The organism is Kushneria konosiri, from assembly GCF_002155145.1.
Lineage (GTDB): Bacteria > Pseudomonadota > Gammaproteobacteria > Pseudomonadales > Halomonadaceae > Kushneria > Kushneria konosiri.
The window spans coordinates 1,786,426-1,813,376 of sequence record NZ_CP021323.1 but is presented as its reverse complement, the minus strand read 5'-3'; the positions used below and the strand labels follow the sequence as shown (position 1 = coordinate 1,813,376).

Annotated in this window: 28 protein-coding genes; 12 read left to right on the top strand and 16 right to left on the bottom strand. The window is 59.5% G+C overall.

Features of this window, described 5'->3' with window-relative positions; genetic code table 11:
* Positions 1-68: 68 nt before the first annotated feature.
* The 7 genes from B9G99_RS08405 to B9G99_RS08375 form a co-directional block, all read right to left on the bottom strand.
* Positions 69-1,157, bottom strand: coding sequence for a sulfate ABC transporter substrate-binding protein (locus B9G99_RS08405; RefSeq protein WP_086621645.1), 1,089 nt, complete (start codon positions 1,155-1,157; stop codon positions 69-71).
* A gap of 221 nt (positions 1,158-1,378) precedes the next feature.
* Positions 1,379-2,305, bottom strand: coding sequence for a CysB family HTH-type transcriptional regulator (locus B9G99_RS08400; protein ID WP_086621644.1), 927 nt, complete (start codon positions 2,303-2,305; stop codon positions 1,379-1,381).
* 102 nt (positions 2,306-2,407) lie between these two features.
* Positions 2,408-3,751 (bottom strand): methyl-accepting chemotaxis protein, encoded by a 1,344-nt coding sequence (locus B9G99_RS08395; protein WP_086623382.1) that lies wholly within the window; start codon positions 3,749-3,751, stop codon positions 2,408-2,410.
* Positions 3,752-3,913: 162 nt separating this feature from the next.
* A complete protein-coding gene (locus tag B9G99_RS08390; RefSeq protein ID WP_086621643.1) occupies positions 3,914-5,227 on the bottom strand; it encodes an arsenic transporter in 1,314 nt (437 codons plus the stop codon).
* 15 nt (positions 5,228-5,242) lie between these two features.
* Positions 5,243-5,956: an arsenical resistance protein ArsH gene (gene arsH, locus B9G99_RS08385; RefSeq protein ID WP_086621642.1), complete on the bottom strand. Its 714-nt coding sequence runs from the start codon at positions 5,954-5,956 to the stop codon at positions 5,243-5,245.
* Positions 5,949-6,365: an arsenate reductase (glutaredoxin) gene (gene arsC, locus B9G99_RS08380; protein WP_086621641.1), complete on the bottom strand. Its 417-nt coding sequence runs from the start codon at positions 6,363-6,365 to the stop codon at positions 5,949-5,951. Before arsC ends, arsH begins: the two co-directional genes overlap by 8 nt.
* A complete protein-coding gene (locus B9G99_RS08375) occupies positions 6,362-6,718 on the bottom strand; it encodes an ArsR/SmtB family transcription factor (protein WP_086621640.1) in 357 nt (118 codons plus the stop codon). The genes arsC and B9G99_RS08375 overlap by 4 nt, the downstream gene beginning before the upstream one ends.
* Positions 6,719-6,821: 103 nt before the next feature.
* Between B9G99_RS08375 and rarD the strand changes: the two genes are divergently transcribed.
* From rarD to B9G99_RS08355, 4 genes are all read left to right on the top strand, one after another.
* Entirely contained in the window at positions 6,822-7,727 is a 906-nt protein-coding gene (gene rarD, locus B9G99_RS08370) for an EamA family transporter RarD (RefSeq protein WP_086621639.1), read from the top strand.
* 325 nt (positions 7,728-8,052) lie between these two features.
* Positions 8,053-9,360, top strand: a complete 1,308-nt coding sequence (locus B9G99_RS08365) for a four-carbon acid sugar kinase family protein (protein WP_158521465.1) — start codon at positions 8,053-8,055, stop codon at positions 9,358-9,360.
* Positions 9,361-9,382: 22 nt separating this feature from the next.
* Complete coding sequence (gene pdxA, locus B9G99_RS08360; RefSeq protein WP_086621637.1) at positions 9,383-10,390, top strand: 4-hydroxythreonine-4-phosphate dehydrogenase PdxA; 1,008 nt, start codon at positions 9,383-9,385, stop codon at positions 10,388-10,390.
* Positions 10,391-10,532: 142 nt separating this feature from the next.
* The gene (locus tag B9G99_RS08355; protein ID WP_086621636.1) at positions 10,533-11,231 is read left to right on the top strand and encodes a DUF4396 domain-containing protein; all 699 of its coding nucleotides are present in this window, start codon (positions 10,533-10,535) and stop codon (positions 11,229-11,231) included.
* Between the two features lie 70 nt (positions 11,232-11,301).
* Here the strand turns inward: B9G99_RS08355 and B9G99_RS08350 are convergent, their stop codons facing one another.
* The 3 genes from B9G99_RS08350 to B9G99_RS08340 all read right to left on the bottom strand — a co-directional run bounded on the left by B9G99_RS08350 (position 11,302) and on the right by B9G99_RS08340 (position 13,658).
* A complete protein-coding gene (locus tag B9G99_RS08350) occupies positions 11,302-11,412 on the bottom strand; it encodes an entericidin A/B family lipoprotein (protein ID WP_418268967.1) in 111 nt (36 codons plus the stop codon).
* 94 nt (positions 11,413-11,506) lie between these two features.
* Positions 11,507-12,505, bottom strand: a complete 999-nt coding sequence (locus tag B9G99_RS08345) for a Gfo/Idh/MocA family protein (RefSeq protein WP_086621634.1) — start codon at positions 12,503-12,505, stop codon at positions 11,507-11,509.
* The gene (locus tag B9G99_RS08340; RefSeq protein WP_086621633.1) at positions 12,495-13,658 is read right to left on the bottom strand and encodes a DegT/DnrJ/EryC1/StrS family aminotransferase; all 1,164 of its coding nucleotides are present in this window, start codon (positions 13,656-13,658) and stop codon (positions 12,495-12,497) included. The genes B9G99_RS08345 and B9G99_RS08340 overlap by 11 nt, the downstream gene beginning before the upstream one ends.
* 323 nt (positions 13,659-13,981) lie before the next feature.
* On the opposite strand from B9G99_RS08340, the gene B9G99_RS08335 reads away from it, so the two are divergent.
* A complete protein-coding gene (locus B9G99_RS08335) occupies positions 13,982-14,836 on the top strand; it encodes an oxidoreductase (RefSeq protein ID WP_086621632.1) in 855 nt (284 codons plus the stop codon).
* Positions 14,837-14,924: 88 nt separating this feature from the next.
* On the opposite strand, the gene B9G99_RS08330 is transcribed toward B9G99_RS08335, so the two are convergent.
* From B9G99_RS08330 to B9G99_RS08320, 3 genes are all read right to left on the bottom strand, one after another.
* Positions 14,925-15,329 carry a hypothetical protein gene (locus B9G99_RS08330; protein WP_148663929.1) on the bottom strand — a complete coding sequence of 135 codons (405 nt, stop codon included), beginning with the start codon at positions 15,327-15,329 and terminating at the stop codon, positions 14,925-14,927.
* Positions 15,330-15,461: 132 nt separating this feature from the next.
* Positions 15,462-15,659 carry a CsbD family protein gene (locus tag B9G99_RS08325; protein ID WP_086621630.1) on the bottom strand — a complete coding sequence of 66 codons (198 nt, stop codon included), beginning with the start codon at positions 15,657-15,659 and terminating at the stop codon, positions 15,462-15,464.
* A 180-nt stretch (positions 15,660-15,839) separates the two neighbouring features.
* Complete coding sequence (locus tag B9G99_RS08320; protein WP_086621629.1) at positions 15,840-16,820, bottom strand: cation diffusion facilitator family transporter; 981 nt, start codon at positions 16,818-16,820, stop codon at positions 15,840-15,842.
* A gap of 176 nt (positions 16,821-16,996) precedes the next feature.
* Between B9G99_RS08320 and B9G99_RS08315 the strand changes: the two genes are divergently transcribed.
* Entirely contained in the window at positions 16,997-17,485 is a 489-nt protein-coding gene (locus tag B9G99_RS08315; RefSeq protein WP_086623381.1) for a phosphate-starvation-inducible protein PsiE, read from the top strand.
* Positions 17,486-17,579: 94 nt separating this feature from the next.
* Here the strand turns inward: B9G99_RS08315 and B9G99_RS08310 are convergent, their stop codons facing one another.
* The 3 genes from B9G99_RS08310 to B9G99_RS08300 form a co-directional block, all read right to left on the bottom strand.
* Positions 17,580-19,424, bottom strand: coding sequence for a DUF3413 domain-containing protein (locus B9G99_RS08310; RefSeq protein WP_227875753.1), 1,845 nt, complete (start codon positions 19,422-19,424; stop codon positions 17,580-17,582).
* A gap of 118 nt (positions 19,425-19,542) precedes the next feature.
* Entirely contained in the window at positions 19,543-20,466 is a 924-nt protein-coding gene (locus B9G99_RS08305) for a Brp/Blh family beta-carotene 15,15'-dioxygenase (RefSeq protein WP_158521464.1), read from the bottom strand.
* Positions 20,467-20,535: 69 nt separating this feature from the next.
* Positions 20,536-21,183, bottom strand: a complete 648-nt coding sequence (locus tag B9G99_RS08300; protein ID WP_158521463.1) for a bacteriorhodopsin — start codon at positions 21,181-21,183, stop codon at positions 20,536-20,538.
* A gap of 474 nt (positions 21,184-21,657) precedes the next feature.
* Here B9G99_RS08300 and B9G99_RS08295 point away from each other — a divergent pair, with 474 nt between their 5' ends.
* The 6 genes from B9G99_RS08295 (at position 21,658) to B9G99_RS08270 (ending at position 26,951) form a co-directional block, all read left to right on the top strand.
* Positions 21,658-22,389, top strand: coding sequence for a hypothetical protein (locus B9G99_RS08295; RefSeq protein WP_086621626.1), 732 nt, complete (start codon positions 21,658-21,660; stop codon positions 22,387-22,389).
* A gap of 174 nt (positions 22,390-22,563) precedes the next feature.
* The gene (locus B9G99_RS08290; protein WP_236946594.1) at positions 22,564-23,646 is read left to right on the top strand and encodes a calcium/sodium antiporter; all 1,083 of its coding nucleotides are present in this window, start codon (positions 22,564-22,566) and stop codon (positions 23,644-23,646) included.
* Between the two features lie 804 nt (positions 23,647-24,450).
* Positions 24,451-25,188 carry a Crp/Fnr family transcriptional regulator gene (locus B9G99_RS08285; protein WP_158521462.1) on the top strand — a complete coding sequence of 246 codons (738 nt, stop codon included), beginning with the start codon at positions 24,451-24,453 and terminating at the stop codon, positions 25,186-25,188.
* A 44-nt stretch (positions 25,189-25,232) separates the two neighbouring features.
* Positions 25,233-25,934 (top strand): hypothetical protein, encoded by a 702-nt coding sequence (locus B9G99_RS08280; RefSeq protein ID WP_086621623.1) that lies wholly within the window; start codon positions 25,233-25,235, stop codon positions 25,932-25,934.
* Between the two features lie 190 nt (positions 25,935-26,124).
* Complete coding sequence (locus tag B9G99_RS08275; RefSeq protein ID WP_086621622.1) at positions 26,125-26,577, top strand: LexA family protein; 453 nt, start codon at positions 26,125-26,127, stop codon at positions 26,575-26,577.
* The gene (locus B9G99_RS08270; RefSeq protein ID WP_086621621.1) at positions 26,574-26,951 is read left to right on the top strand and encodes a Y-family DNA polymerase; all 378 of its coding nucleotides are present in this window, start codon (positions 26,574-26,576) and stop codon (positions 26,949-26,951) included. The genes B9G99_RS08275 and B9G99_RS08270 overlap by 4 nt, the downstream gene beginning before the upstream one ends.

Here is a 26,951-nt window from a genome sequence, read left to right as displayed (position 1 = left end):
GATATCACACATAAAACCGGGCCCGGTGCCCGGCTTTATGATGTCATCACGCCCGCTTTTGAAAAGGCTCAGGCGCCCGGCACCGTGATGCGATCAAAAACGCCGCCGTTGGCAAAATGCGTCCGCTGCGCCTCACCCCAGCCAGCAAAGACATCGTTGGTGGTGTAAAGGTCCATTTTCGGAAACTGCTCGAGCAGTGTCGGGTCCACCCCCTCATCGTTGATCGGTCGATAATAATGACTTGCCACCAGCTGCTGACCCTGCGGTGAGTAGAGGTGCTCCAGATAGGCGTGCGCGGCCTTCTCGGCGGCCGGCCCCTTTTTCTTTACGTTGTCATCCACCACTGCCACCGGGGGCTGGGCCAGAATGCTGACCGACGGCGTCACGATTTCATAGTCATCCTTGCCGAGTTCGTTGACGGCCAGCAGGGCCTCGTTCTCCCAGGCCAGCAGCACATCCCCAAGCCCGCGCTGAACAAAGGTGTTGGTCGCGCCACGCGCGCCAGTATCAAGCACCGGCACATGCTGATAGAGCGTTTTGACATACTGCTCTGCGGCCTGCTGCGCTCTGGCCACCTCCTCCCTGGCGGCCGGATCGTGCAGCCGGTCCAGATCGCCCAGTTCACGCTTGAGGGCCCACGTCCAGGCGGCCAGATAGTTCCATCGCGCCCCACCGGAAGTTTTCGGATTGGGCGAGATGACCTCGACCCCATCGCGCGTCAGATCCTCCCAGTCATGAATATCCTTCGGATTGCCCTTGCGCACCAGAAAGACGATGGCGGAAGTATAGGGCGTGCTGTCATCAGGAAACGCCTTTTGCCAGTCCGTCGGCAAAAGTCCACCCTTTTCAGCAACGGCATCGATGTCGGCCGCCAGCGCCAGAGTCACGACATCGGCCGGATTGCCCTCGATCACCGAACGCGCCTGACCGCCGGAGCCACCGTGGCTTTGCTGAACGCTGACCTGGTCTCCGGTCTGTTTTTCATACCACTGGCTGAAGACCTGGTTGTAATCACTGTAAAGCTCGCGGGTCGGGTCATAGGAGACGTTGAGCAGTCGAACGCTCTCGGCATGAGCGGCCATCGACCCGGACAGCAGCAGTGATGCCACCGCAAGCGTCAGCTCGCGACGACGTGGGACGGAGAATAAATGGTGCATGTCGGGCTCCCTTCATAACGCCTGAGAAAAGTGTTGGCTCAAGCGTATCCGGCCCCTTAATGACTTAAAAATATATATAAACGAATTTTTTATCACTTTTTAAGATATAAACCCGACGTCCGATCCTGCACCCTTCTTTGTATGCTCGATCCCAAAACGACGACGAATCGAAAGATGGCTTTCATGCCATTCGACGTCGTGATGATGCTTGAAGGGGCGTTTCAGGGAAGCGTCAGCGCCCGCTGCACGGCCTTGCTATTCAGCTCGGGCGAGCAGCACTCCAGAAACCGATAGGCGAAGTTGCGCAGCAGATGTCCGCGGCGCAGCGCAATCAGGGTCGTGTTGCGCGGAAAAAGATCATCAGGCTCAAGCATCGCAAGTCCTGCATCACGCATCGAATCAAACGCGACCGAGGCGATGATGCCAACGCCCAGATTCAGCTCGACATAGGTCTTGATCACATCGGCATCGAGTGCCGACATCACCACATCAGGCGTCACACAGGCCGCGGCAAAGGCCTGGTCGATGCGCGAGCGGCCGGTAAACCCTTCGTGGTAGGTAACAATCGGATAGCGGGCGATGGCCTCCAGGGTCAGGGGCTCAACGTCACACAGCGGGTGATCCTCGGGCACCACGACGGCGTGCTGCCATTGATGAAAGGGGAAGGTCACAAGCTCCTGGGACGCCTCGCCCAGTGCCTCGGTCGCCATGCCGATATCGACCCTGCCGGCGCGCAGCAGCGAGACGATTTCGGCCGGACCGCATTGCTGAAGTTCCAGATGGACCCGCGGAAAATCGCGGCGAAAGTGCGCAATAATGCGCGGCAGCACATAGCGGGCCTGGGTATGAGTGGTGGCAATGCGCAGGCGCCCCTGGTCCTCATGCACCCACTGCTGGGCCAGACGCTTTAAATTCTCGCTTTCAAGCAAAATGCGTTCGACGGTTTCGAAAAGCGTGGTGCCTGCCGGCGTCAGTCCCAACATACGCTTGCCGCGGCGCTCAAACAGCACCACGCCCAACTCGTCTTCCAGATCACGGATGTGCTTGCTGGCGCCGGACTGGGACGTAAACAGCGCGTTGGAAGCGTCGGTCAGGTTGAACTGACGGCGCACGACCTCCCGCACGATACGCAGTTGCTGGAAATTCACGGCGACCTCATGTCATAACGCTATCAAAAAGAAGGCCAATATAACCCTTTGGTCTTTCAAGGCTAAATCAGCATTGCTGATAACGTTATGATCGGGATGCCATCAGACCGCTCTTGCCGGCGTGGCGGCCGGAGAAGACGGCATTGATCCCGAAGCGGGATCGTCCTGATTCAGATCCACGGTGGAAGCCATGTTGCGCACGGCATTGACCATGTCATTGGTGCAATCGCTGATGCGCACGATCGCCTCGCCGGCATTACCGGCCATGACCACACCCTTCTCAACGATTTTTTGACAGGCGTGCATGCTGGTATTGGCACTACCGGAGAGCGTTTGAAGCCGCTCGATCGTGCCGGCGATATCACCGGTGGCTTCGGCCGTGCGACGGGCAAGCTGACGCACCTCATGAGCAACTACCGAAAAACCCCGGCCGTGTTCACCGGCGCGAGCGGCTTCGATGGCTGCGTTCAGGGAGAGCAGGTTGGTCTGGGAGGCGATGGACTCAATGGTTTCAACGATGGCGGTAATACCGGCAGCCTGAGCGGTCAGATCGTCCAGCAGTCGGGAGGTCGCTGCCACTCGCTCGGCAATGCTTCGAATCTCGCACACGGTCTCATCGATGATGCGACTGCCGTCGCCGGCGGTACTTTCGGTATCGGCTGAAATACGATACGCCAGACGCAGGCTTTCGTATTCGCGATCAACGCGCTCGGTGATATTGCTGGCAAACTTGATGATCTTGTAGAGCCGGCCCTCCTCGTCAAAGACCGGATTATAGGTGGCCTCCAGCCATAGATGCCGCCCGTTTTTATCAAAGCGCTTGAACTGGCCGGACATGAACTGGCCTGCATTGAGCCGTGCCCAGAAGTCGCGGTACTCGGGGCTTGCCGCCAGGGCTTTCCCGCAAAAGATGCGGTGATGCCTGCCTTCGATCTCCTCGAGCCGATACCCGACCGTGTCCAGAAAGTTCTGATTGGCGGTGAGAATGTGCCCATCCGGCGTAAATTCGATGACCGCCATCGAACGATCGATGGCCCGGAGCCGGCTCCCCATCTCCTGCTCCTCGATGATCTGCGAGGTAATATCGGTGGCAAGCTTGATGACACGTACCACCTCACCGCGCCGGTCACGGATGGGGTTATAGGTCGCTTCCAGCCAGAGGGAGTGACCATCCTGTCGCACCCGCTTGCAGCGGCCGCTGATGAATTCGCCTTCATTCAGCCGGGACCAGAGCCGAGCATATTCGTCGCTTTCGACCAGCTCGCGTGGGCATAGCACGCTGTGGTGACGCCCCACGAGAGACTCGGCACTATAGCCGGTGGCCTCATAAAAGGCCGGATTGGCGCTCAGGATCGTGCCCTGCGCATCAAACTCGATTACGGCCATGGAACGGTGGATGGCATCCACCAGCGGCGCCTGTCGGGAAGAAGCGGTACGTCGAAACATGAAGGACTCCTGCCTCTGGCAGTGAAAACGGGCATGCGCCAAATGACGGCCCGCACCATCGTTAAAGGCAGCATCGGCATACACCGTTCACTTCTTGAGAATCGACCGATATATTTCCTTGAGTCGACCTTTCGAGTCCTACAGACGTGATCGAACGCCCGGCTAGCCACCGAGTCGGATGGCCAGAGGCCCCCAGAGCGCCAGCGCGACCAGCGTGGCCAATAGCACCGGCGGCGTGATCACAAGGCCTACCTTCATGTATTGCCCCCAGCCGATGCGGTGCCCCTTGCCGGCAAGCACATGCAGCCATAAAAGCGTGGCCAGACTGCCGATCGGGGTGAACTTCGGCCCCAGATCATTGCCGATGACGCTGGCATAGGCCATGAGCTGTCGAGTGAGTTCGGGCACCTGGGCCTGATCGATCGCCAGTGCACCGATCAGGGTGGAGGGCAGGTTATTGACGATCGAGGCCAGCACCGCAAGCCCCACGCCGGTGCCCACTGTCGCCACAAAGGTGCCCTGCCCGGCCAGTTGGGTCAGCATGTTTGCGGCGTCCTCGGTCAGTCCGGCCTGGCCGAGTCCGTAAACCACCAGATACATCCCCAGCGAGAACAGCACGATCTGCCAGGGGGCGTGTCTGAGCACCCGGGACAGCTCAATGACCGGCTTTTCCCGTCTTCCCCAGCGCCCGGCAATCGCCATCAGTACCAGCGCCGCCGCGCCCATGATGAAGGTAAAGGGCACTGCCCAGTGCGCCGTCACGAACAGGGCGATCAATAGCACGGCGAGTAATGGAAAGGCCGCACGGAAGACCCGGACATCGATAATGGCACTGGCCGGTGCTTCCAGCCGGCCCTGATCATAGTGGCGCGGGATCTCGCGGCGACAATAAAGCCATAGCACGGCAAGCGTGGCCCCCAGCGACACCAGATTGACCGGCACCATCACCAGCGCGTACTCACCAAACCCGATCTCGAAGTAGTTGGCGGTCACGATATTGACCAGGTTTGAAATCACCAGCGGCAGACTGGTGGTATCGGCCACAAAGCCGGTGGCGATGATAAAGGCCAGCGCCGCCCGGGCGCTGAAATCAAGGCGTACCAGAATCGCCAGCACGATGGGGGTAAGCAAAAGCGCCGCACCATCGTTGGCAAAAAGCGCCGCAATCACGGCACCGAGCATCACGATCAAGACAAATAGCAGGGGCCCACGCCCATTGCCCCAGCGGGCAATATGCAGCGCCGCCCAGCTGAAAAAGCCTGCTTCATCAAGAATCAGCGAGATGATGATCAGCGCCACAAAGGTAAAGGTGGCATCCCAGACAATGTCCCAGACGGTGGCGACATCGTCCCACCCCACCACTCCGGTGACCAGCGCCACCAGTGCGCCGCCCATCGCGCTCCAGCCGATGCCCAGCCCGCGAGGCTGCCAGATCACCAGTACCAGCGTGATCACGAAAATACTCAGTGCCAGCATGTCGGTCTCCGCCTGCTAGTGGGTGCGCTGATTGACGCGGGCAGAGACCTCTTCGGCGCTTTCCACCCGCTCGGAGTAGCGATCCACGAGATACCCGGCGCGACCGCGTGTGAGCCAGGTAAATTTCACCAGCTCCTCGCAGACATCGACAATGCGGTTATACAGCGGCGAGGGCTGCATGCGCCCGTCGCCATCAAATTCGTTGAAGGCCTTTGGCACCGAGGACTGATTGGGGATGGTCAGCATGCGCATCCAGCGACCCAGCAGCCGCATCTGATTGACCGCATTGAAGCTTTGACTGCCGCCGGAAACCTCCATCACCGCCAGCGTCTTGCCCTGGGTCGGGCGCACGCCGCCCAGCGACAGCGGAATCCAGTCGATCTGGGTTTTCATGATGCCGGTCATCGCCCCATGACGCTCGGGACTGACCCACACCATACCCTCCGACCACTGCGCCAGCTCCCGCAGCTCGGCCACCTTCGGGTGATCGGCCTCGGCATCATCGGGCAGCGGCAGTCCTGAGGGGTTGAAGGTTTTGACCTCACAGCCAAACCAGCGCAGCAGCCGGCCCGCTTCTTCGGCGACCAGCCGCGAATAGGAACGCTCACGCAGCGAGCCATACAGCACCAGAATCCGCGGCGCATGGCGCGGATCATCCGGATGAATCAGCGCGTCGACATCAATGGCCTGAAGCTGATCGGTATCGATATGAGGCAGCGTGTCATTCATGTCCCAGTCTCTCAAAGCGCACGACTTCGCCATCTTCCTTTGTAAATTCGGTCAAGGGTCGCTCCAGCAGCGCCAGCACCTGCTCGGAGGGTCGGCACAAGCGTGCGCCTCGATCGGTGACCACGATCGGGCGATTGATCAGAATCGGATGCGCCATCATGGCATCGATCAGCTGCTCGTCACTCACTGTCGAGTCACCAAGCCCCAGCTCGGCACAGACCGGCTCCTTTTGACGCAGCAACTCGCGCGGCGTGATGTTCATCGCCGCCAGCAGTTCGACCAGGCGCTCACGCGTGGGCGGGGTCTTTAAATATTCGATCACGTCCGGCATTTCCCCGGACTGGCGCAGCATGGCCAGCACATTGCGCGAGGTGCCGCAATTGGGGTTGTGATAGATCACGGGCGTCATGGCGTGTCCTCTTCATCAAAACGACAGGCAGGTTGAAGGGCTTCAAGCAGGGGTGTGCAGAGATCAGGGCGCCCGGCGCAGCAGTCACGCGCCAGAAAAGCCAGCGTGGCCTGCATCTGCTCGAGGCTGGCGCGGTAGATGATCGAACGGCTCTGGCGCTGCGAGATCACAAGGCCTGCACGCGACAGTACATTCAAATGGGCCGACAGGGTGTTGTGCGGCACATCAAGACGGCGGGCCAATTCCCCGGCCGCCAGCCCGTCAGGCTCGTGACGGACCAGCAGCCGAAAGGCGTCCAGGCGAGTACTCTGGGCCAGCGCTGCAAAGATGGTAATGGCAGTGGTATTGTCCATATGTCCAAAACTATGGACACATGGACAACAAGTCAATGTCCTTTCCATCGTCGCTGCATGATATAGCGCGTATGATGCGGGATTTACCGGGAGAAAGGGCGCCATGACGGACAAGCGGGAACAGAGCGTGGGGCTTCTGGCCGCTCTGGGCTGTTTTTCGATGTGGGGCGTGCTGCCGCTCTATTTTCACCTGATCGGCCCGAACGTTTCCCCCTGGGAGATTCTGACCCATCGCATGGTATGGGCGGCACTTTTACTGACGCTGTTTGTTCTGATCTCCCGTCGCCATGAAAGGGTCATGGCCGTGCTGCGCCAGCGCACACTGCTGCTGGCGCTGATGGCTTCGGCGCTTTTGATCAGCATTAACTGGGGCATGTTCATCTGGGCGGTCTCAAGCCACCATGTGCTGCAGGCAAGCCTGGGCTATTACATCAATCCGCTGCTCAATGTTCTGCTCGGTCTGGTCTTTTTTCGCGAGCGACTGCGCCCGCTGCAGGTGGCCGCCATTTTACTGGCGTCAGCAGGCGTTCTGATCATGGTGGTGGGGTTCGGACGCGTGCCCTGGGTCTCACTGATTCTGGCTGGCAGCTTTGGCTGCTACGGCGCGATTCGAAAGCGCATCGGGGTGGACAGCATCACAGGACTCTATGTCGAGACCATGCTGCTGCTGCCGTTTGCCCTGCTCTGGCTTGGCGTGCTGTACGCTCAACAGCAGGCGGTCTTTTTACAGGGCAGCCTCTTCACCGATGCCCTGCTGATCGGCTGCGGGCTGGTGACCGTGCTGCCGCTGGTGCTCTTTACCATGGGCGCCCGACGACTCAGGCTGGGCACGCTGGGCCTGATTCAATATCTGACCCCGACCCTGCACCTGCTCACCGGTGTCTTCCTGTTCAATGAGCCCTTCCATCAGGCCAACCTGATCACCTTTGGCTGCATCTGGGCAGGGCTTGCCCTCTATACGGTGGACACCCTGCGAGCGCAGCGCAAGACCGCCGCGCCAGTTCCCTAAAGGATGATCGGGGGTGCTCCGCACCGCTGATCACTTCTCGCAAAGACCCATTCAACAAGAAATAACGCCTCCCATCGACCACGAACATGGCCTGCTCTGCAGGTCTTCTCCCCGGGACGGCGATGCTTCGCTCCGGAGCAAGTACTCTGCCCCTGCAGAGCAGATCCATCCGCGGCACTGTCCTCAATACCCGGCGCGCTTTTTGTCGCAAGGAAGGATTTTCTGAATCCCCTGGTGATGGTATAACTTGCCAATTATGATTGATTCAATCATTTTAATGACCGAAAAGATCAAAATATCTTTATTTCCATTTTCTGGAGCCGGCATGAGTGCTTCTGAAGGTCCCGGCATCACGCCCGCCATGCCTGCTTGTGCAAAGAGGCATGACGGCAGTGACGGACAAAAACCCCGCGGCCATACCCGGCTATTGATCATGGCCGATGACCTGACCGGCACTGCCGATTCAGCGGTGGGCGCGACCCGTGCAGGGCTTGCCACCGCTGTGGTACTGGGCGCAGAACACATCGAGCGTGCCGACGTTGTGGCCATTGATCTGGACTCACGCGAGGTGAGCGCTGCCGAGGCGACACAACGCCACCGTCTGGCGCTGACCACCTGGCAGGGCCACTTTCGCTTTCTGTTCAAAAAGATCGATTCGACCCTGCGCGGCAACGTGGCTGCCGAAATTGCGAGTCTTTCAAGCGTTGGCATGGCCATCGTTGCTCCGGCCTATCCGGCGACCGGACGCACCACACGCGGCGGCCGCCAGTACCTGAACGGTGTCCCCGTCGAGGAAACAGAAGTCTGGACCAACGAAGGCCTTCAGGGCCGGGCAGACCTGGTTGAGATGCTGACGGCGGCCGCGCTTGAGACCGCCACCCTCGATCTCGAAGGCCTCGGCCAAAAGGACGATCACGTGCTGGCCGTACTGGAGGCTCACCAGGCACGTGGCGTCCAGGCACTGGTGTGCGACGTCGAAAGCGATGCCGACCTGGCACGTCTGGCGACGCTGAGTGCGCGGCTCGACGGCGTTTTCTGGGTCGGTTCGGCAGGTCTCGGAGAGCATCTTCCTGGAGCCCTTGGGCTATCCGGCAGCCACAGCGTAGAGCCCATGCCGCCCGGCCATCCGCAGACCCTGATCGTGATTGGCAGCATGAGCGGCGTCTCCCACCGCCAGGCCGAGCAGCTTCTGGAGAGCGTTGACGCGCTGACGCTTATCGATATCGACGCGAGCGATCTGCGCCAGGATGCTGCGATAGACGTCGTTTCGGCCCTTGAGGCGCGTCTGGATGCTGCGCTCGCCCAGCACTGCGATGTCATGGTGCGTCTTCGCCAGAACAAGGATCGCTGTGCCGCCGAAGGTCCAGCGCTCAGTCTGGCGCTGGCCCGTCTGCTGTCGCCACGTCTGGAGCGTGTCGAACGGCTGATTGCCACCGGCGGGGCCACGGCACGGGCGATTCTGATGGGCGCCAATATCACGAGATTGACGCTGGTCGATGCCCCGGACACGGGCATGGCAAGGCTGCTCGCAATCACCACCGCCGGCCCTCTTGAGGTCATCACCAAGGCCGGTGGGTTCGGCGACGATCACGCCTTTCAGCGCGTCTGGCAGGGCCAGACCCGTCATCACTGACTCTTATTCAAAAGGAATGCTCATGAGCAATCGTCCCGTTATTGGTATCACCATGGGCGATGCCGCCGGCGTCGGGCCCGAAATCATCGTCAGAGCCCTGGCCCATGATGATGTCCACGAGATCTGCCGCCCCCTGGTCATCGGCGATGCGGGGCGCCTGCGCAAGGCAATGGAGGTGGTCGGTTCAAGCCTGACGCTACATGTCGTCGAAACGCCCGCCGAAGCGCGTTTCGAGCGCGATGCCATCGAGTGCATCGACCTGGGGCTGATCCCCGAGGACCTGCCCTGGGGCCAGGTCTCGAGAGTGGCCGGCGACGCCGCCTACCGCTATATCGCCAGGACCGTGGAACTGATCGAGGCAGGGGAACTCGACGCCATCTGCACGGCCCCTCTGAACAAGGCCGCACTGCACGCCGGCGGCCACATCTTTCCGGGACACACGGAGCTTCTGGCACACCTGACCGGTACCGAAGAAGTCTCGATGATGCTGGTGACTCCGAAGATGAAGGTCATTCACGTCACTACTCACATGGGCATCATCGATGCGATCGCACGCATCAATCCGGGGCTCGTGACACGCACCATCGAGCGTGCCCACGAAACGCTTGCCCGGGCGGGCAACCACCATCCGCGCATCGCCGTATGCGGCATCAATCCCCACGCGGGTGAAAACGGCCTGTTCGGCTATGGCGAAGAGGAAGAGAAGATCGTGCCGGCCATCGAGGCGCTGCGCGCCCGGGGCTGGGACGTGGAAGGGCCACTGCCGGCGGATACCCTGTTTTTCCGCGCCGGACGAGGCGATTTCGACTGTGTCGTCGCCATGTACCACGACCAGGGCCACGGGCCGGTGAAGGTGATGGGTCTGGAGGCCGGCGTCAACGTCACCGTCGGGCTACCGGTGGTGCGCACTTCGGTGGACCACGGCACCGCCTTCGACATTGCGGGCAAGGGCATTGCTGACGAGCGCAGTCTGATCGAAGCACTGAGGCAGGGGGTCGAGCTGGCGAGTCGACACCCGGAGAGAGCCTGACGCCGCACCGGCCAAACGGACCAGACAGCCTTCGAGATCGATCGATACCATGGCCTGACCCCAGCCTTGTTGGATCGCCGCGCCTGCACTAAACCTTGGAGTCATCAGATAAAACCAAACTGAAGACAACAGGGAGCGTGTCATGCTGACCTTCTGGTCCTGGATCTTTTTGCTGCTGGGGATGGCCACCTGCGCCCTGATTGCCATGGATGTGCGCAGGCGCCCTCAGCATATGGCCATCATGAATGTGACCTGGCCGATCACGGGGCTCTACATGCCGGTACTGGGCTGGTGGGTCTATCAGAAAATGGGCCGGGCGGCCCCTGCACACCACAACAAGCAACATCAGCATGGTGACCACGAACACCAGGGCGGCCATCACCATCACGGTGACAAGCCCAAATGGCAGGGCGTGTTTGTCTCTGCCACCCACTGCGGCGGCGGCTGCACGCTGGGAGATATCGTCGCGGCCCCGCTGGCCACGGCGCTTGGCTTTACCCTTTTCGGTTCACACATGGCGGGGCATTTCCTGCTCGCCTTTATCGCCGCCTATGCCTTTGGCATCCTGTTTCAGTACCTGCCTATCCGTGAAATGGGCGAGGACTCACCACGCACTGCCCTGACAAATGCCATCAAGGCTGACACGCTGTCCCTGATCGCCTTTCAGATCGGCATGTACCTCTGGATGCTGATTGCCACACCGCTGTTTCTGGGCGGTGAGATGGATGCGACCACGCCTGAATTCTGGTTCATGATGCAGATTGCCATGCTGGTCGGTTTCCTGACCTCCTATCCGGCCAACTGGCTGCTGGTCAACAAGGGCATCAAGCACGCCATGTAGCGCACCGATCCCATCAACATCAAACCCACCGCCTCTCGGCGGTGGGTTTGATGCGTTGAAGGCCGGCGTCCTAATCAGCGGCGTTCTGGATGGCCTGACCGCCTTCGGAGATGTCCTCGCCGGCGCCATGCATGGTGTTACATCCGCCCAGCACTGCGGCAGACAACAGCATCACTACCATCAAAAGCATCATGCGTTTCATGACATTATCTTCCTGTTTGATTGGCCGCCCGGCGGCATACATGAAGGACTTTAGCTTATCCCTTCACCTACGGCTACGCGTCCGATATCGTTGAGGGCGGCCTGCATGCGGCAAGCTGAAGTCGCTGTTCGATCAACTGACAAAGCGTCAGGGTCTGCCAGGACTCCTCGGCATTGGCCAGTCCATGGGGCTGCCCGTCCATGACGCTGTCGACCATCGCTCTGGCCTGGCGGGTCAGGGCATCTTCCGGCGGGTCAACCACCGGTACCGGTGCGTGCTCCGGGGTCATGAAACAGGCGTGATGCTCACTATTGAGCAGATCCACCTGCAGGCTCCCCTGCGTACTGCGGGCATGGATGAGACGACGACCGCGCTGCGGCAGTCGCCCGGCACTCAGGGTGACCGGATAGCCGGCATCCCCTTGCAGGCGTACGGTCACATGATCGGCGCGTGCGTCTGTCAGGCGGTCCTGACAGTCGGCATCGCTTTTGACATCCAGCAGGGCATCAAAGCTCAGACCCATGACGTGCTGCACGATATCCAGATCATGAATCATCAGATCCGTCACAAGGGACTCATTGGAGAGCCGCGCGCTGCCGGGATTGTATCGGGTGATGTTGACCGCCTCCCAGGGATGGGCACGCAAAAGCTCCGCCGTGGCCTGCAGCGCCGGATTGAACCGTTCGATATGGGCGCAGAAAAGCCCGGTTCCCCGTGCCCGCGCCAGTCGCTCCAGCCACAGGCACTCGGCGGGGCGCAAGGTCATGGGCTTTTCCACCAGACACGACAATCCACGGCCAATGAGATCCCGCGCAATACCAAAGTGTGTCGCCGTGGGACTGGCGATCACGGCCATGTCGGCCTCACGGGCTCGTTCAAGAAAGGTCGAATAGCTTTGGGTGCAGCGGCGCTGCATGGCCTCTGACAGATCACACGCCTCGGCCGGACGAGGGTCATGAATCACACTGACCTCTACCCCGGCCAGCGCATTGAAGGCACGCACATGCCGGGCCCCCATACGCCCGGCGCCGGCCACGGCCACACGAAGCACCTCTTTGGGATCAGTCTGCATGACAGACGCTTGTCACGGCCTGACAGACCTGCTCGACATGATGCGGTTCAAGGTAGGGATGCATCGGCAGGCTGAAGGCGGCCGCGGCAACCCGGTCGGTTTGAACCAGCCCATCATGCGTTATTGACTGATAGGCCACATGGCGGTGCAGCGCCGGTGAGTAGTAGCAGCGTACCGGAATTCCCTGCTCTCCAAGCGTCGCCACCAGGGCATCCCGACGCCTCTCAAGCGCTGCGTTGTCCTCTCCGGACCTGTCCGGCAGGCGTACCGTGTACTGGGCCCAGGCCGAGCGACAGCTGGCGGGCAGCTCGGGCGTGACCAGCAGCCTTCCAAGCCCTTCCCGATAGGCATTGGCAATACGTTCACGCTGCGCCAGCTCGTCATCGAAGATGGTCAGCCGGGCCAGCAGTACGCCGGCCTGCAGGGCATCCAGACGTGAGCACATGCCGATTTCTTCATGACGGGTGCGGTCAGGGCTGATCCCATGATTGCGCAGGGAGCGAAGCCGCTCGGCCAGGGAGGGGTCATCGACGAACAGCGCACCACCATCGCCGTAGCAGCCCAGCGGCTTGGAGGGATAAAAGGAGGTGATCGTGATGTCGGCCAGCGAACCGACCGGACGACCGTGATGATGGCCGCCAAAACTCTGGGCGGCATCGGCCACCAGCGCAAGTTCAAAGCGCCTGGCAAGGCGAGCCAGTGCAGCGTAGTCCGCCGGTCGACCGAACAGATCCACGGCAATAATGGCTTTGACACCCCCCTTCCCCGGGGAGGAAACATGGCAATCCAGCCAGTCCTCAAGCGCCTGCGGGTCGATATTGAACGTGTCAGGATCAATATCGATCAGTACCGGCTGCGCTCCGACTCGAATGATGGACTCGACCGTCGCGGCAAAGGTGTAGGCCGGACACAGCACGCAGTCACCGGCACCAATATTGAGCACCCGCAGGGCCAGTACCAGCGCATCACTGCCGCTGGCACAGCTCACGCACTGTGCTGCGCCTGCGCGGGCCGCCAGCTGCTGCTCGAGCGCGTCCACCTTCGGCCCTCCAATAAAGGTGGTAGACAGCATCACCTCTTCCAGCTCGGCTCTGAGCCGGGGTTCGATACGGCGATACTGCGCGTCCAGATTCATGAAGGATGCACTGGGCATGAAGGGCGGCCGCTCCTGATGTCATTGAGTGACCGTCTTTCTAACGCATTGCAGTTTAATAAGGTTAATGCTTTTGTATTAGTTTTGTAGCCCCGAGAATAAAAACTTACTAACTAATACTTACGCATCTCAGGATGCCTTCCAAACCTGTCGCAAAAGGACCACTGCTCACGAGCCGCTGCCAGCGCAACGACCATGGCGCTATGCCCCGCATTATTTTATTCAATAAGTCCCGCCACACGGCTGACCTATAGTGACCGCAACGGGATGGGCCAGCGCCTGCCCGACCGGCAGGTCATTTTCCAGGTAAAAGGGAGAACCACATGAGTACAGGCAAGGACCCTGTCTGGCTGATTACAGGCTGTTCAACCGGGTTTGGTCGCGAACTGGCCCAACTGGTCATCGAGCGCGGGTGGAAGGCGGTAGTGACGGCACGCGACCGGGCACGTGTGACGGATTTGACTGAAGGGGTCGAGGATCGCGTGCTGGCGCTGGGGCTGGACGTCACCAAAAGCGAGCAGCTGCGTGATGTCGTCAAAAGCGCCGAGCAGCACTTCGGGCATATCGATGTGCTGGTCAACAATGCGGGGTACGGCTATCAGTCCTCGATTGAAGAGGCCGATGATGAGCAGGTACGTGCACAGTTTGACGCCAACGTGTTCGGGCTGTTCGAAATGACCCGCCTGGTGCTGCCCGGCATGCGCGCCCGCAGACAGGGGCACATCATCAACATCAGCTCCGTGGCCGGTTTCATCGGCTTTCCGGGCTCGGGCTATTACGCTGCCACCAAGCACGCCGTCGAAGGCTTTTCGACCGCGCTGGCCGCCGAGGTAGAACCGTTGGGTCTGAAGGTGACCAGTGTCGCTCCCGGCCCCTTTCGCACCGATTGGGCCGGTCGTTCACTGCAGCAGACCACGACCAACCTCGACGATTACCGCGAGACGGTGGGCGCGCGCATGTCAGGCACCTCCGAGGGTAGCGGCAATCAGCCCGGCGACCCGGTACGCGCCGCCCAGGCCATGATCGATATTTTCGAGCACGACCAGCCGCCGCATCACCTGGTGCTCGGCGCCTGGGGCGTGGATCAGGTCAGCGCACATCTGCGTCAGACGCTTGAGGAAATCGAGCAGTGGCGGGAAACCAGCGTCAATACCGACTATCCCGCCGATGAGCGATGAAACCTTTCTACTGTCGATGCGAGGTCATGACTTATCGGCAGCCGAAAGAACGACACGTGAAAGGGGCGCCCCAGTGATGGCGCCCCTTTTATATCTCGCGCTGCCCGAGTGAGCGCGCGGTCATCTGCAGCGAAGGCGTCTCGACCGGCGCAGGCGCATGATGTTCATACACCGGACCGGACTCCTGAATGTCGATGTCGACATCGCTGAAGGACGTGGCCAGCAGCAGCACTAACAGCCCAAATAGATAGATCAGCGGTGACACCACCAAAGAGGCCGCCATGGCCAGAATGCCGGCCACCGTGCGGCCACGCACCATGATCACGATGGCCAGACAGAAGGCCACCAGGTTGAGCGGCCAGCCGACCAAAAGACCGGTGCCGGCCTGTGGCAGCAAAAAGGCACCCCACGCCACGACCAGCACACCCCATGTCAGGGCCACGGGCGCCGGCCGCAGTGCTTTCGATGGGCTTACGGTATTGATATCACTCATGGCGTCGCTCCCTGTGCTGCCCTTTCGGGCCATGCTGCCATCTGACCCTTTGACGATCATTAACGCAACAAGCCCGGCAATCGCCGGGCTCTTTCAATGACGTCGTGCAGTGTGACCCTCACAAAAGGCCGTTCAGGAGTTGCGCATGATCTGCTCGGCTTCTCGCTCGGACTCCTCATCGCCAAGCCCCTTTTGCTCCTTGAGCAGGCCGGCGATACGCTGCACTTCGCCCTTTTCATAGGCGGACAGATCGTTGGCTACCACGCCCCATTTTTCCTTGAGCTGCCCGGCGATCCTGTCCCATTTTGCGCTCTGGGCATTATCAGACACGTTATCTCGTTCCTTTCATATTGATATTCAAAAGGCGGCTTCAGGCCGCCGCACTGTCCTTGTCACCTTCACAAGCTGCCTGAAACGTGAAGGGTGATGCGCATTCAAAAGCAGTTGCCGCGCGGCATCCATCACCTGAGTTATCCAACGAGCGGCACACGGCTGATTCAGTGATGCTGATCACGCAGGATGGGCGTGACCAGCCTCGTGATCGAGGCCTGCCTCCTCGAGGCAGCGCGACTGCCGCTCGATCTGAACCGTGATGTGATCGGCGTCAAAGCGCTCCTTGAGATAGGACCTGATGGCCAGGATGGCGTGATCCTGATCTGCTTCATCAAGGATCACGGCATGCAGCGTGACCATTATCCGCTCCGGGGTCAGCGACCAGATATGCACGTGATGGACGCTGTCGATATCGGGCAGTGCCTCGGGGATATCACGGCTTAGCTGCTCATTATCGATATGAGACGGCGCCCCCTCGAGCAGGATGTGCGCCGACTGGGTGGTAATTTTCCAGGCACTGCGGGCAATCAGCGCCGCCGCCAGCAGCGAGAGCAGCGGATCGATCGGCATCCAGCCGGTCACCATGATGATCACCGCCGCGATGATGGCCGCCACCGACCCCAGCAGATCGCCCAGCACATGCAGCAGCGCACCACGAATATTGATATTGCCTCGATCACCGCTATGGAGCAGCCAGAACACGCCGATATTGACCACAAGCCCGAGAACGGCCACGGCCAGCATACCGGTACTGGCGACCTCGGTCGGCGCCCACAGCCGGTGCACGGCCTCAAATAAAATCCAGGCCACGATCAAAATCAGCGCCAGACCGTTGACGAAGGCGGCCAGCACCTGCACACGATGATAGCCATAGGTCTTGCGGGCGTTGGCCGGACGATGCGTCAGTCGGGCAGCGACCCAGGCCAGCGCCAGCGAGGCGCTGTCGGTCAGCATATGGCCGGCATCGGCCAGCAGCGCCAGCGATCCGGTCAAAAGGCCGCCAGCCACTTCAGCCGCCATGAAACCGCCGGTCAGCACCATCGCCCAGAGCAGGCGCCGTTCATTATCCGTATCGTGATGGTGATGGCCGTGGCCGTGGCCGTGGCCGTGGCCGTGGCCGTGGCCGTGATGATCGTGAGTTGCCCGATCCTGCGTCATGAACCTTCTCCATTGTCTGTGGCGTCTGTCAGAACATGATGACAATCATTGCGATGGTGTCAGGATGGCACATTCGTGCACTATTGAGCGCAGCACCGCGGCCAGACGCTGTTCCTTCCCGTCGTCATGGCCTCGGTACGCCCCCCGTTTTCCACGCCGTATTCCAGGACATGATCATGCCAACAAAGACAAAAGAGCCCCTGGCCACGCGACTTCCACATCAGGCCGACCGCCTGGGTAACCTGCTGGTGAGCACTTTCCATTTCATGGCGCTTTTTGCCATTGGCGGCGTGATCGCCTGGGCGGCCCTGGGCGCCTTTCTCGACATGATTACCGAAGGCCAGGCCGGCATCGACGATGTACTGCTGCTGTTTATCTATCTGGAACTGGGCGCGATGGTCGGCATCTACTTCAAGACCAACCACATGCCGGTGCGCTTTCTGATCTATGTGGCCATCACCGCGCTGACGCGCATGATGATCGGCGACATTCAGCACCATCATCGCCCGGACATGGGTATCATCTATATCGCAGGCTCAATTCTGCTGCTGGCCCTGTCAATTCTGGTGATTCGCTACGGCTCACATCACTTCCCCTCGGGCACCGCCCGCAACGTGGCGCCGGCACGGTCGGGCGAGCGCGATGACCGGGTTGAAGAGCAGTAGGCACCCGTTCTTCCTGCATCCGTCGATGAAGACGCCTCGGCGCGGGTCAGCGTTCCGGGCTCGAGGCGCCCTGTTGACGAGGGTGCCGGCCGGTCTATTGCTCGTAGAACTGGTGAAACTGCTGCAGAGCCTTGAACACCGCCGGTGAGAAGTCGGCGTTATCCAGCGGCGTCAGCTCACGATCAAGAATCTTCCACTGCCCGGTACCATTCACCACGGTGATCCGATCAGGCTCGATAATCCCGTAATCCAGATAGCTGCTGGCCACCACCCAGGGATGGTCGAGCCGTTCATCGAGCAGATCGCCGCCCTGAGCATAATCCGACAAGGGGTTGGTGCAGCCCAGCGCATGGCGCATCAGCATGGGCGCCACGTCGAGATGGCTGGTCATGCCCTCCTCCACGCCGGGAGACACACCCGGACCATGCAGAATCATCGGCACATGGGTCTGGGGCGCTGCAAAGTGGCTGTTGTGTCCCCAGTAGTTTTTGTGAAAGTCATTGAAGGACTGACCATGGTCGGCAGTCACGATCAGCAGGGTATTGTCCCACTCCCCCCGCGCCTTCAGATCATCGATCACCCGCTTGATCAGCTGATCATCGTAGTGCACCGCATTGCGGTGCAGATTGAACAGCGGAACGGGGTCGGTTTCCGGCCCCAGTTCGAGATAGTTCATCCCCCGGGCCGAAGGCTGAAAGGGCAGCTCGGCATTTTCAGGGACGCTGTAACCGTGGGGCGCATCGTAAAACAGCATGCCAAACCAGGGCCTGTCTCCTTCGGTGCGCTCGTGCTGATCGATCCATGCAAGCCAGTCATCGGTCATGCGCTCATCACGCTCGTGCGGGGTGTCGCCGGGTGTGCCCATGCGCAGCGGCGACACCGATGAAAACACGGTGCGATCAAAGCCCACGCTGTCCAGACTTGCTGCCGCAAAAATACCCAGCGCATACCCCTGACGCTGCATTTCGGTCACCAGCAGCGGCGGCGTCTGGGTACTGTTGATGTAGGCATTGTAGTTGCCGGTCAGACCATAAAAGAGGCTCATGACCCCGGTACGCGTACTATTGCCCCCACTGTAATGATGGGTATAGCGGCGGCCGCCCTCTTCAAGCGCCGAGTGAATATTGGGCGTGGTGCGGGCGTCATATTCATCACTGCGCCAGGAATCGATCATGACCAGCATGATGTTGGGAGAAGCCTGTGGACTGCACTGCAGTGGATGGCTCGGCCATTCGAGTTCATCAGCCTCGCGGGCACCGACATCGGCTCGCTCACTGCGGGCCGCTCGCGGGTCCAGCCAGCCATGATCGGCCATGAAATCCTTGGCCGTGGCCGGAAAGAGCAGCGGATAAATACTGGTCTGCTGAGTGACGGTGCGCATGTAGCGGGCATCCGCCACGATATGTAAAAGATGACTGGCCACCAGCGACAGCAGCACAACCCCCGACAGCTTTCCCACCGGCAGGCGGCGCATCCGATTCGCCATGATCAACCTTCGCGCCAGCCAACCCTGTGCTACCAGCAGCGCCACAGCGACCCCGCCCACCACGAGCCATGTCTCGGAAGAAAAGCTGAAGATTTCGCCGTTTTTATCGTTTAAAAACAGCGACACCATGAAGTAATTCACATGGAAGCGGTACTGGGCATACACCACCGTATCCACCAGCAGCGCGCTGATGCCCAGCGTGGCCAGCAGTGCCGCCAGCGGCCAGAGATATCGCGACGGCAGCACCAGCGCCGGCAACAGCAAAATCACCCAGCCCAGCAGCACCAGAAAGCCAAGGTGACCGACCCAGGTCAGCACCAGATAGAGAATGCCCCAGCCATCGTGGGGCATGTCCATGAAAGGGAGATAGCGCAGCGCGATCAGCCAGACGAGCGGCAGCTGGCAAAGTGCCAGTGCCAGAGTCGCGCGCAGTCGGGAAGAGACAACATCCACGTCGATAACCACCTGAAACCATTGATAGCGTGGCGACGTAGTTTACAGGGATATGACCAATCGTGGTGTATCGGCCAGATGCCCTGCGTCTATCACGACAGGCGAAGGAAAGACCGTATCAGCCGCGGGCGGCCTTTACGGGTGCGTGAGCAATACGCTCGCCCAGCCACTCCACCAGCATATGCGGCACGGTCAGGCAGGCAAGACCGATAAAGATCGTCTTGATCAATGCCCCACTGACGTGAGCATGACTCATCCAGAAATAGCCGACGCCCGCGCCAAACCAGGTCATCAGCACTACAGGCGCAGCGACTGCAAGCATCTGGCGGCGTCCGCTCAGACCATGCTCATGACGAATGGCCCCGAGATGCAGCGGGCTGTGAAAACAGCAGAAGTAGCAGACGAAATAGATCAAGGGGTTGAGCGTGATCGCGCCCAGCAGCAAAAGACCGATTGCCAGTAAAAACATGGCGCCCTCACGACGAGCGCCGACCAGCACGATGCTCAGTGCCAGCGCCACCATCGGGCGGGCAGCTTCTATAAAGGGAGAGGGATCAGGGACCGCCAGTGTCCGAACAATATCGGTGACCTCATCGGGACGCCAGACAAACGGCAATCCGATCACCAGCACGCCCCAGCACAGCCGATGGATCAGACGCTGTCCGCCACGCCAGTCGGTGCCGAAATGGGCCGCCGAAAGCAATAAAAACAGGGTCAGGGCCAATGATGACCAGTGATACCAGCACTCAAGCAGCATGAGTGACAGTAGCAGATAGCCCGTCATGAAAAGCCCCAGACAGGCCCTGGGATGTTGCGTATCAGGTCGATAATGACGAATCAGTCGCGCACCGGTCAGGTGGTCGAAGGCGCCATGAGGCAATCCCAGAAGCGCCACCCCCACCGTTAATACCGAAAGCGACATCACGCCGGCCGACTCTCCCTGCCGTGACAGCAGGGCCAGCACGATGGCACCGGCCATCAGCCAGAGCAGTCGACCCCGAATGGTCCCGGTGCCCTTGCGTAGCGCGTTGATCGATGTCATGACCCTGTGCCTTTGGGAGGTGCCGTCAATATGCCGACCGGGCCGCATGACAGCGGCCCGGTCCTGACATCAGTGTGCTCGTGACTGTCCCTGCCGGGCAGCGCTGAGCGCCACGAACCCGAAGCCGACCTTGGCCGTCACGTCCAGCACCAGATAGAGCCAGCTCTCAACGGTCACGGAGATCAACTCGGCTCCGGAGCTGCCTACCAGCCAGACGATGGGATAGCACACCCACAGCGCGGTCAGCATACTGGCCAGCTTCGAGAAGGGTGCCATCTGTCCGTCTTCACTGGCGCGTTGACGCAGCGGCCCCCAGATAAGCCCCAGCACCACCAGAAAGGCCACCATGCTGATGATCCACCAGTAGTAGTTGTAGGGGGCAGAGGAGAGATTGCCCACCAGACCGGTCACGATCATGTAGACGTCAGCCGCGATCAGTGCCGCCAGCAGCGTCGCGATGCGGCTCAGCGTGTTACCGGCAAACATGGCAAGGCTTGCCAGCAGGATGGGCGTCGTGATGACCCAGTCCGTATAGCGAGCAAAATAGACCGTACGGCCGTTAAAGAAGATGTCGCCCTGACCCAGCGCCATGGCGAAGTAGTTGGCAAAGGCCACAAAAACGATGGTCATGGCGGCCACACCATGACGTTTTTCGACCTGAGGCAGACGGCGGCTGATCAGCCAGAACAGCACGCCCCCAGCAGCATTGCGATCCAACCGATCGTGAAGGAAAGTTGTACGCCAGATGACATGTCAAGCACTCCATTGCTTTGATTAGAGGTGTCATCATTGGTGTCGAAAGCTGTCCTGTGGAAACGCCATGGCGCTGACGGACCGTCTAACTGAAACCAGGCTGAAGACAATTAAAAGTTAGTCGAGGTTAAATCCTGCATCAAATGTAAATTTCTGATGCAAGCCTGCACCGCGCTGGTGCAGTCGCGACCTCTATCGGCCTTAAACTGAACCAGAGCTGAAGCCACCGGTAAACCTAGCCAAGCCTGAATAGTCCATCGAGATTCACTTAATGATTTTTTACTATCAAAGCGCTTTGGATGATTGCGGTGCTGCCGACACGGCAATCACCATGTCCTCAAGGCGTCAAAAGAGGTGCGCGATCCATGAAGGGCTCACTGACAGGCTCTGCTACCATGACGCTCCATACATCTTCCACGTCTTGCAGGAGAGGGCAGCATGCTCAGCCAGCTATCCCCCTTGTGGGGCTGGATTACCGATAACGCCATCGTGGTCGGCGGTTTGGCCAGTATCGGCCACGTGCTGATCTGGGGCATTGCCATGCAGGTCGCCGTCAGCGACGCCCGTGCCTTGCGCCGTCCTGCCCTACTGATCAAGCATGGCAAGGCCCGCCGGGTCGAAGGCCCCTGTCTGGTCAGCAACATGGGTCATGGCGTCGTTTTCGTGGAATCCATCCTTGCCCGGCTGGAAACCGATCGACAGACGCTCACCTGTGACATCACCGAACTGACGGATGAAGATACTCGCCAGCAGCCGTCATCCTCCGATGAAGACACGACCGAGAAAGGCGACACCGACAAGGGCGGTGGTGAAGAGGAAGGCGAGCTGGTCACTCGCATGGGCCCACTGAATTCGATGCAGTACATGAAGGCAAGCAGCTTTGATCGCATCATTGCCTACACGGCCAGACAGCATGGCCTGACGCTCGATCACGACTACACCGTCAAGGGCAGCGATGAAGTGATCAAGGCCATCGACATTAATCTGATCGTCATTCAGGCCACGGAAAAACGCCCGATCGGCGCCCGGCGTCGATTCCAGCTGGTTCAAAATGACAATGGCCCAATGCTGGTCGTGCCGGAAAGCCACCAAACCCATCAGCTCTACTCCAGACGCCAGCGCCGAGCGCTTGATCAGTGGCGTCAGGACATCAATATCGAAAGTCTGTAGGGCGGTCACCACACGACCGATTGCCGAGGGCCTTCATGACTGCGCCCACCGACCGAACTTCAGCTCATCATCAAGGCAATCCCTTTGGGCGATGACTACGCTTTTGATCATCAAAGGCAGTGATCGAACACTTTCTGACGCCATAGATAAAAGAGATGCTCAGTGATGACATTGATGACCTTCGTATATCTGATCGCAGGCCTGATCCTGCTGGTGGGGGGCGCCGAAATTCTGGTGCGGGGCGCATCGAAGCTTGCCGCCCTTTTTGGTATCTCCCCCCTGGTGATCGGTCTGACCGTGGTGGCCTTTGGCACCAGCGCGCCTGAAACCGCGGTCAGCGTCCAGTCGGCGCTCAGCGGCCAGGGAGATCTGGCGATCGGCAATGTGGTCGGCAGCAACATTGCCAACGTCCTGCTGATTCTGGGGCTGACGGCCATGGTGGCACCGTTGATCGTGTCTCGTCAGCTGATTCGTCTGGATGTTCCGCTGCTGATCGTGGCCGGGCTGCTGGTCTGGGCCCTGGCGGCCAACGGCACGCTCGGCCGCCTTGATGGCGCCATCCTGTTTGCGGGCATCATCGCCTACACGGTCTTCATGGTGAAAAGCAGTCGGCGTGAACAGCGAGAAAACAGTGAACGCCGGGGCGATGATGCCCACGCGAACGAGACACCGCCGGCAGGTGGCAGCTCCTGGGTACTCAATCTGGTGATGGTACTGGCGGGGCTGGCGCTTCTGGTCGGCGGTTCACACTTTCTGGTCGAAGGCGCCACCACGCTTGCCCGCGCGCTGGGGCTTTCCGATCTGGTCATCGGGCTTACCGTGGTGGCCATCGGCACCTCCCTGCCGGAGCTGGCCACCTCCATCATGGCGGCGGCGCGTGGCGAGCGCGATATCGCCGTGGGCAACGTGATCGGTAGCGGGCTTTTTAACCTGCTTTGCGTACTGGGACTGGCCTCACTGGTGTCGCCCCTGCCCATTGCCGTCTCGACCAACGCGCTGGTGTTTGATTTCCCGGTCATGGTGGCCGTCTCGATCGCCTGTCTGCCGATTTTCTTTACCGGCTATCGAATCGATCGCTGGGAAGGCGCGCTGTTTTTCGCCTACTACGTCGCCTATACCGCCTATCTGGTGCTGTATTCCACCCAGCAGGACAGCGCCACCCTGCTGGGAGACGCCGTATTGCTGTATGCCCTGCCACTGACGGCGGTGACGCTGGCGGTGCTGGGCGCCAGAGCCTGGAAGCGTCAACGCGCGTAGACTGCTGACTCAATCAGAGCCTGATACTTTTCACCGCATGACAGGTCTCCATTCGAAGGCGTGTCATGCCCCTTCAAAAACATGAGCGACCGACGCCCTTCAAAACAATGGCGCTTTAAAAAGCGTTGCAGACGAATACCCTTCCTTTATCAAGCGGCAAAAAAACGCTTGTTCTCGTCAACCTATCCTTTTCAGGAAAACAGGTTTAATGACCACTGACTTCACATCGACTTAATACTCACTTTAAAAGCGGTTCATTTGCCTTAAATAAGAGAACAAAATAAGCCTCCAATATTTTAAAAAGATACTGGATCAATAATCTCGATCAATTTTTAATTTTGAGAAAAACCACTCCCTTCCCAAAAAATATCAGCGTATTTTTCCAATGCGGCTTTACCTTCAAGGTATCTCAACGTTCTTACTCGCCAGCCTGCACATAACATCACCCAAACCACCTGATTCATTACAAAAAAACGTCTCAAAACCTCAAATCCAGAAATGACAATAACATGCGTTATTTATAAGGCAGGGGGTTTGAGGAGTATATTGAGCATGGCCGTAAACCCGTTCCCTACTGGATGAACACCAGAGAGATAGAAGGGTTCTTTTCGGGATTCATGATTCTTTAAAAAAGGGTGTCCCAGCAGGGAGACATGATATCTGGCGCGGCTGATTTTCATTTTTTCCTACACCTTTCAGAGAGCGAAAAGCCAGTCGAAATGCCGGTACCTTTAGAACAGATGCTGTTCTTTTTCCATGATGACAAACGATCAAACCGTGAAGGTAATCGGGGGCAGAAGGCACATGTATTCATTCATTAATAAAATGAATTTCTACTCTTGCCTGACTCAGGAAGAGACGTCGGCCATTCAGGAGTGTGTCGACAGCAGGCAGCGCTTTTCCAGAGGCCAGCGACTGGCAAGTGCCGGTGAAAGGCCAAACAGGATCACCCTCATTACAGACGGCTGGGCCTGTCGTTTCAAAAGCGCCCATGAAGGTGCCGATCAAATCATCTCGCTTATTCTGCCCGGCGATCAGTGCGAGGATATCTCCTCCGTTCAATGCCGTCTGGACTACAACGTCAGAGCCCTGTCGGAGGTTCGCGTAACGCTTTTGGACCGGCAGAAATTTCTCTCTCGTTTGACACCGGAATCGGGCCTTGCCCACGGCCTTGCTCTGGCCTCGGCCGTCGACAGGTCCATGATGGGGGAGTGGCTTTTAAACGTGACGCGCCGTCCGGCCGCCATGCGTCTGGCCCATCTGCTTTGTGAGCTTTTCACCCGCTACGCGATCATTGAAAAGACGAATGCCAACAGCATGTATTTTCCGCTGACCCAGGTCGCTCTGGGCGAAGCCCTGGGGCTGTCGCCCGTGCATCTCAACCGCTCCCTGCAGCTTTTAAGACATCAGGAGCTGGTCTCGCTGTATCGCAAGACCCTGACCATTCTCGACTGGCCTCGGCTGACCGAGTTTGCCGATTTTGATAACCATTATCTTCACATCAGCGGCAAGGCCCCGGCCAGCCTGAAACTGGCCTCCTGATCGGCCCCCAACAGATACCTGTATCGACCACCCGGATTTTTTGAATGTTGTCTTCGCTGAGCAGCCTGTGGCAATGGATTACCGAAAATGCCGACACGTTCAGCGGCATCACAAGCGTAGGCATGTTGATCATCTGGGCCATCTATCTCCAGCTTCTGCTGCACAATTTTCGTATGCAGCGGCGTCCGCAGATCATCATCAATCGAGGCAAGGGGCGCGACATCAACTCGGTCTGCCTGTTCAGCAACATGAGCAGGCAAAGTGTCTTCATTGACCTTGTCATGGCCCGCATCACCACCTCCAGAACGCAGTGGCTCTGCAACGTGACCGACGTGGTGGATGACTCGGGCCGACCGGTCAACATAGACCGGGAGGACGAAGGCCGGGACATCAACCTCCACGAATTTACCCGCCAGGGGCCCATGGTGTCGGGCGATTACATGGAGGCCGGCACCTTTGGCAACATGATTCGACAGGCCGGTTTTGCCCGGGGCATCGAGTTTGACGAGCACAATGATATTGCCGGTGATGACGCGCTGGTCTCCATCGAGATCAGTCTCATTGCCATTTTTGGCGCAGAAAAACATCAGATTGGTGCTCGCCGAACGTTCCACATCCAGAGCGCCGATGATGGCCGCATGCTGCTGATCCCGGATGATGCCCGTACCGAACAGTTCAAGACCCGCCGCCACCGGCGCATCCTGCAGCGCTGGCGCCGCGAACTGGAAGATGTCCCTGACAGGTAACCCCTGCTCCTTCGCATCATGGTGCCGCAACAGGCCTTGATGAGCCTGATGTTTCCCGCGTTGACGCCTCCCCTTCTGGCATGAATCGACTCATCGTTTGGTCGTAATCCTGCGGGAACAGCATGGCAGCCTGCGCCATGAATGCTGTATATATATACATATATCATCTTCATTATCGCAGGCCGCCGACATGCTTCATGTCACTTCACCACAGGCGATGACCATCGATCCGCCACCACGCAGCATCCCTTGTGCCCTCTATCATGTCCGGGCTGGCATTTCGGGCTTTCCCTCCCCGGCGCAGGATTATGACGGCGGGCGCATCGACCTTAACGAACAGCTGATCCCGCGCCCGACCTCCACCTACATGTTTACCGCCGAAGGGGATTCAATGCAGTGCCCTGACGGGTCAGGCATTCATGGCGGTGACAAGCTGCTGGTGGATCGGGCCATCGAGGCCCGCCATGGCGATGTCGTCATTGCCGTGGTGGATGGCGAACTGCTGGTCAAGGAGCTGCGCTGCCGGGGCTGCACGCCGGCCCTGCACTCGGCCAATCCGCGTCATGCGCCTATTCTGGTACGAAGTGCTGAATGCCAGATCTGGGGCGTGGTGACCCACATCGTGCGTGCGGTGCGGCGATGAAGGCGCCCATCGCACTGGTGGACTGCAACAACTTCTATGCCAGCTGTGAACGTGTGTTTCGACCGCGTCTGCATGGCCTGCCCGTGGTTGTGCTCTCCAACAATGACGGCTGTGTGATCGCCCGCTCAAGCGAGGCCATTGCATTGGGCATCCCCATGGGCATGCCGCTGCACCATATCCCGCCGGAAACCGCACGCCACGGGCTGGTGCTGTGCTCCAGCAACTACGAACTCTATGGCGACATGAGCGCGCGCGTGCTGGCCACACTGCGCACCCTTGCACCATTTGTAGAGCCCTACTCCATCGATAAGAGTAAGTTATATAGTAGTGACACCCAAACCATGAAGTTAGTGCCATGGACATGGCCAAGCTAA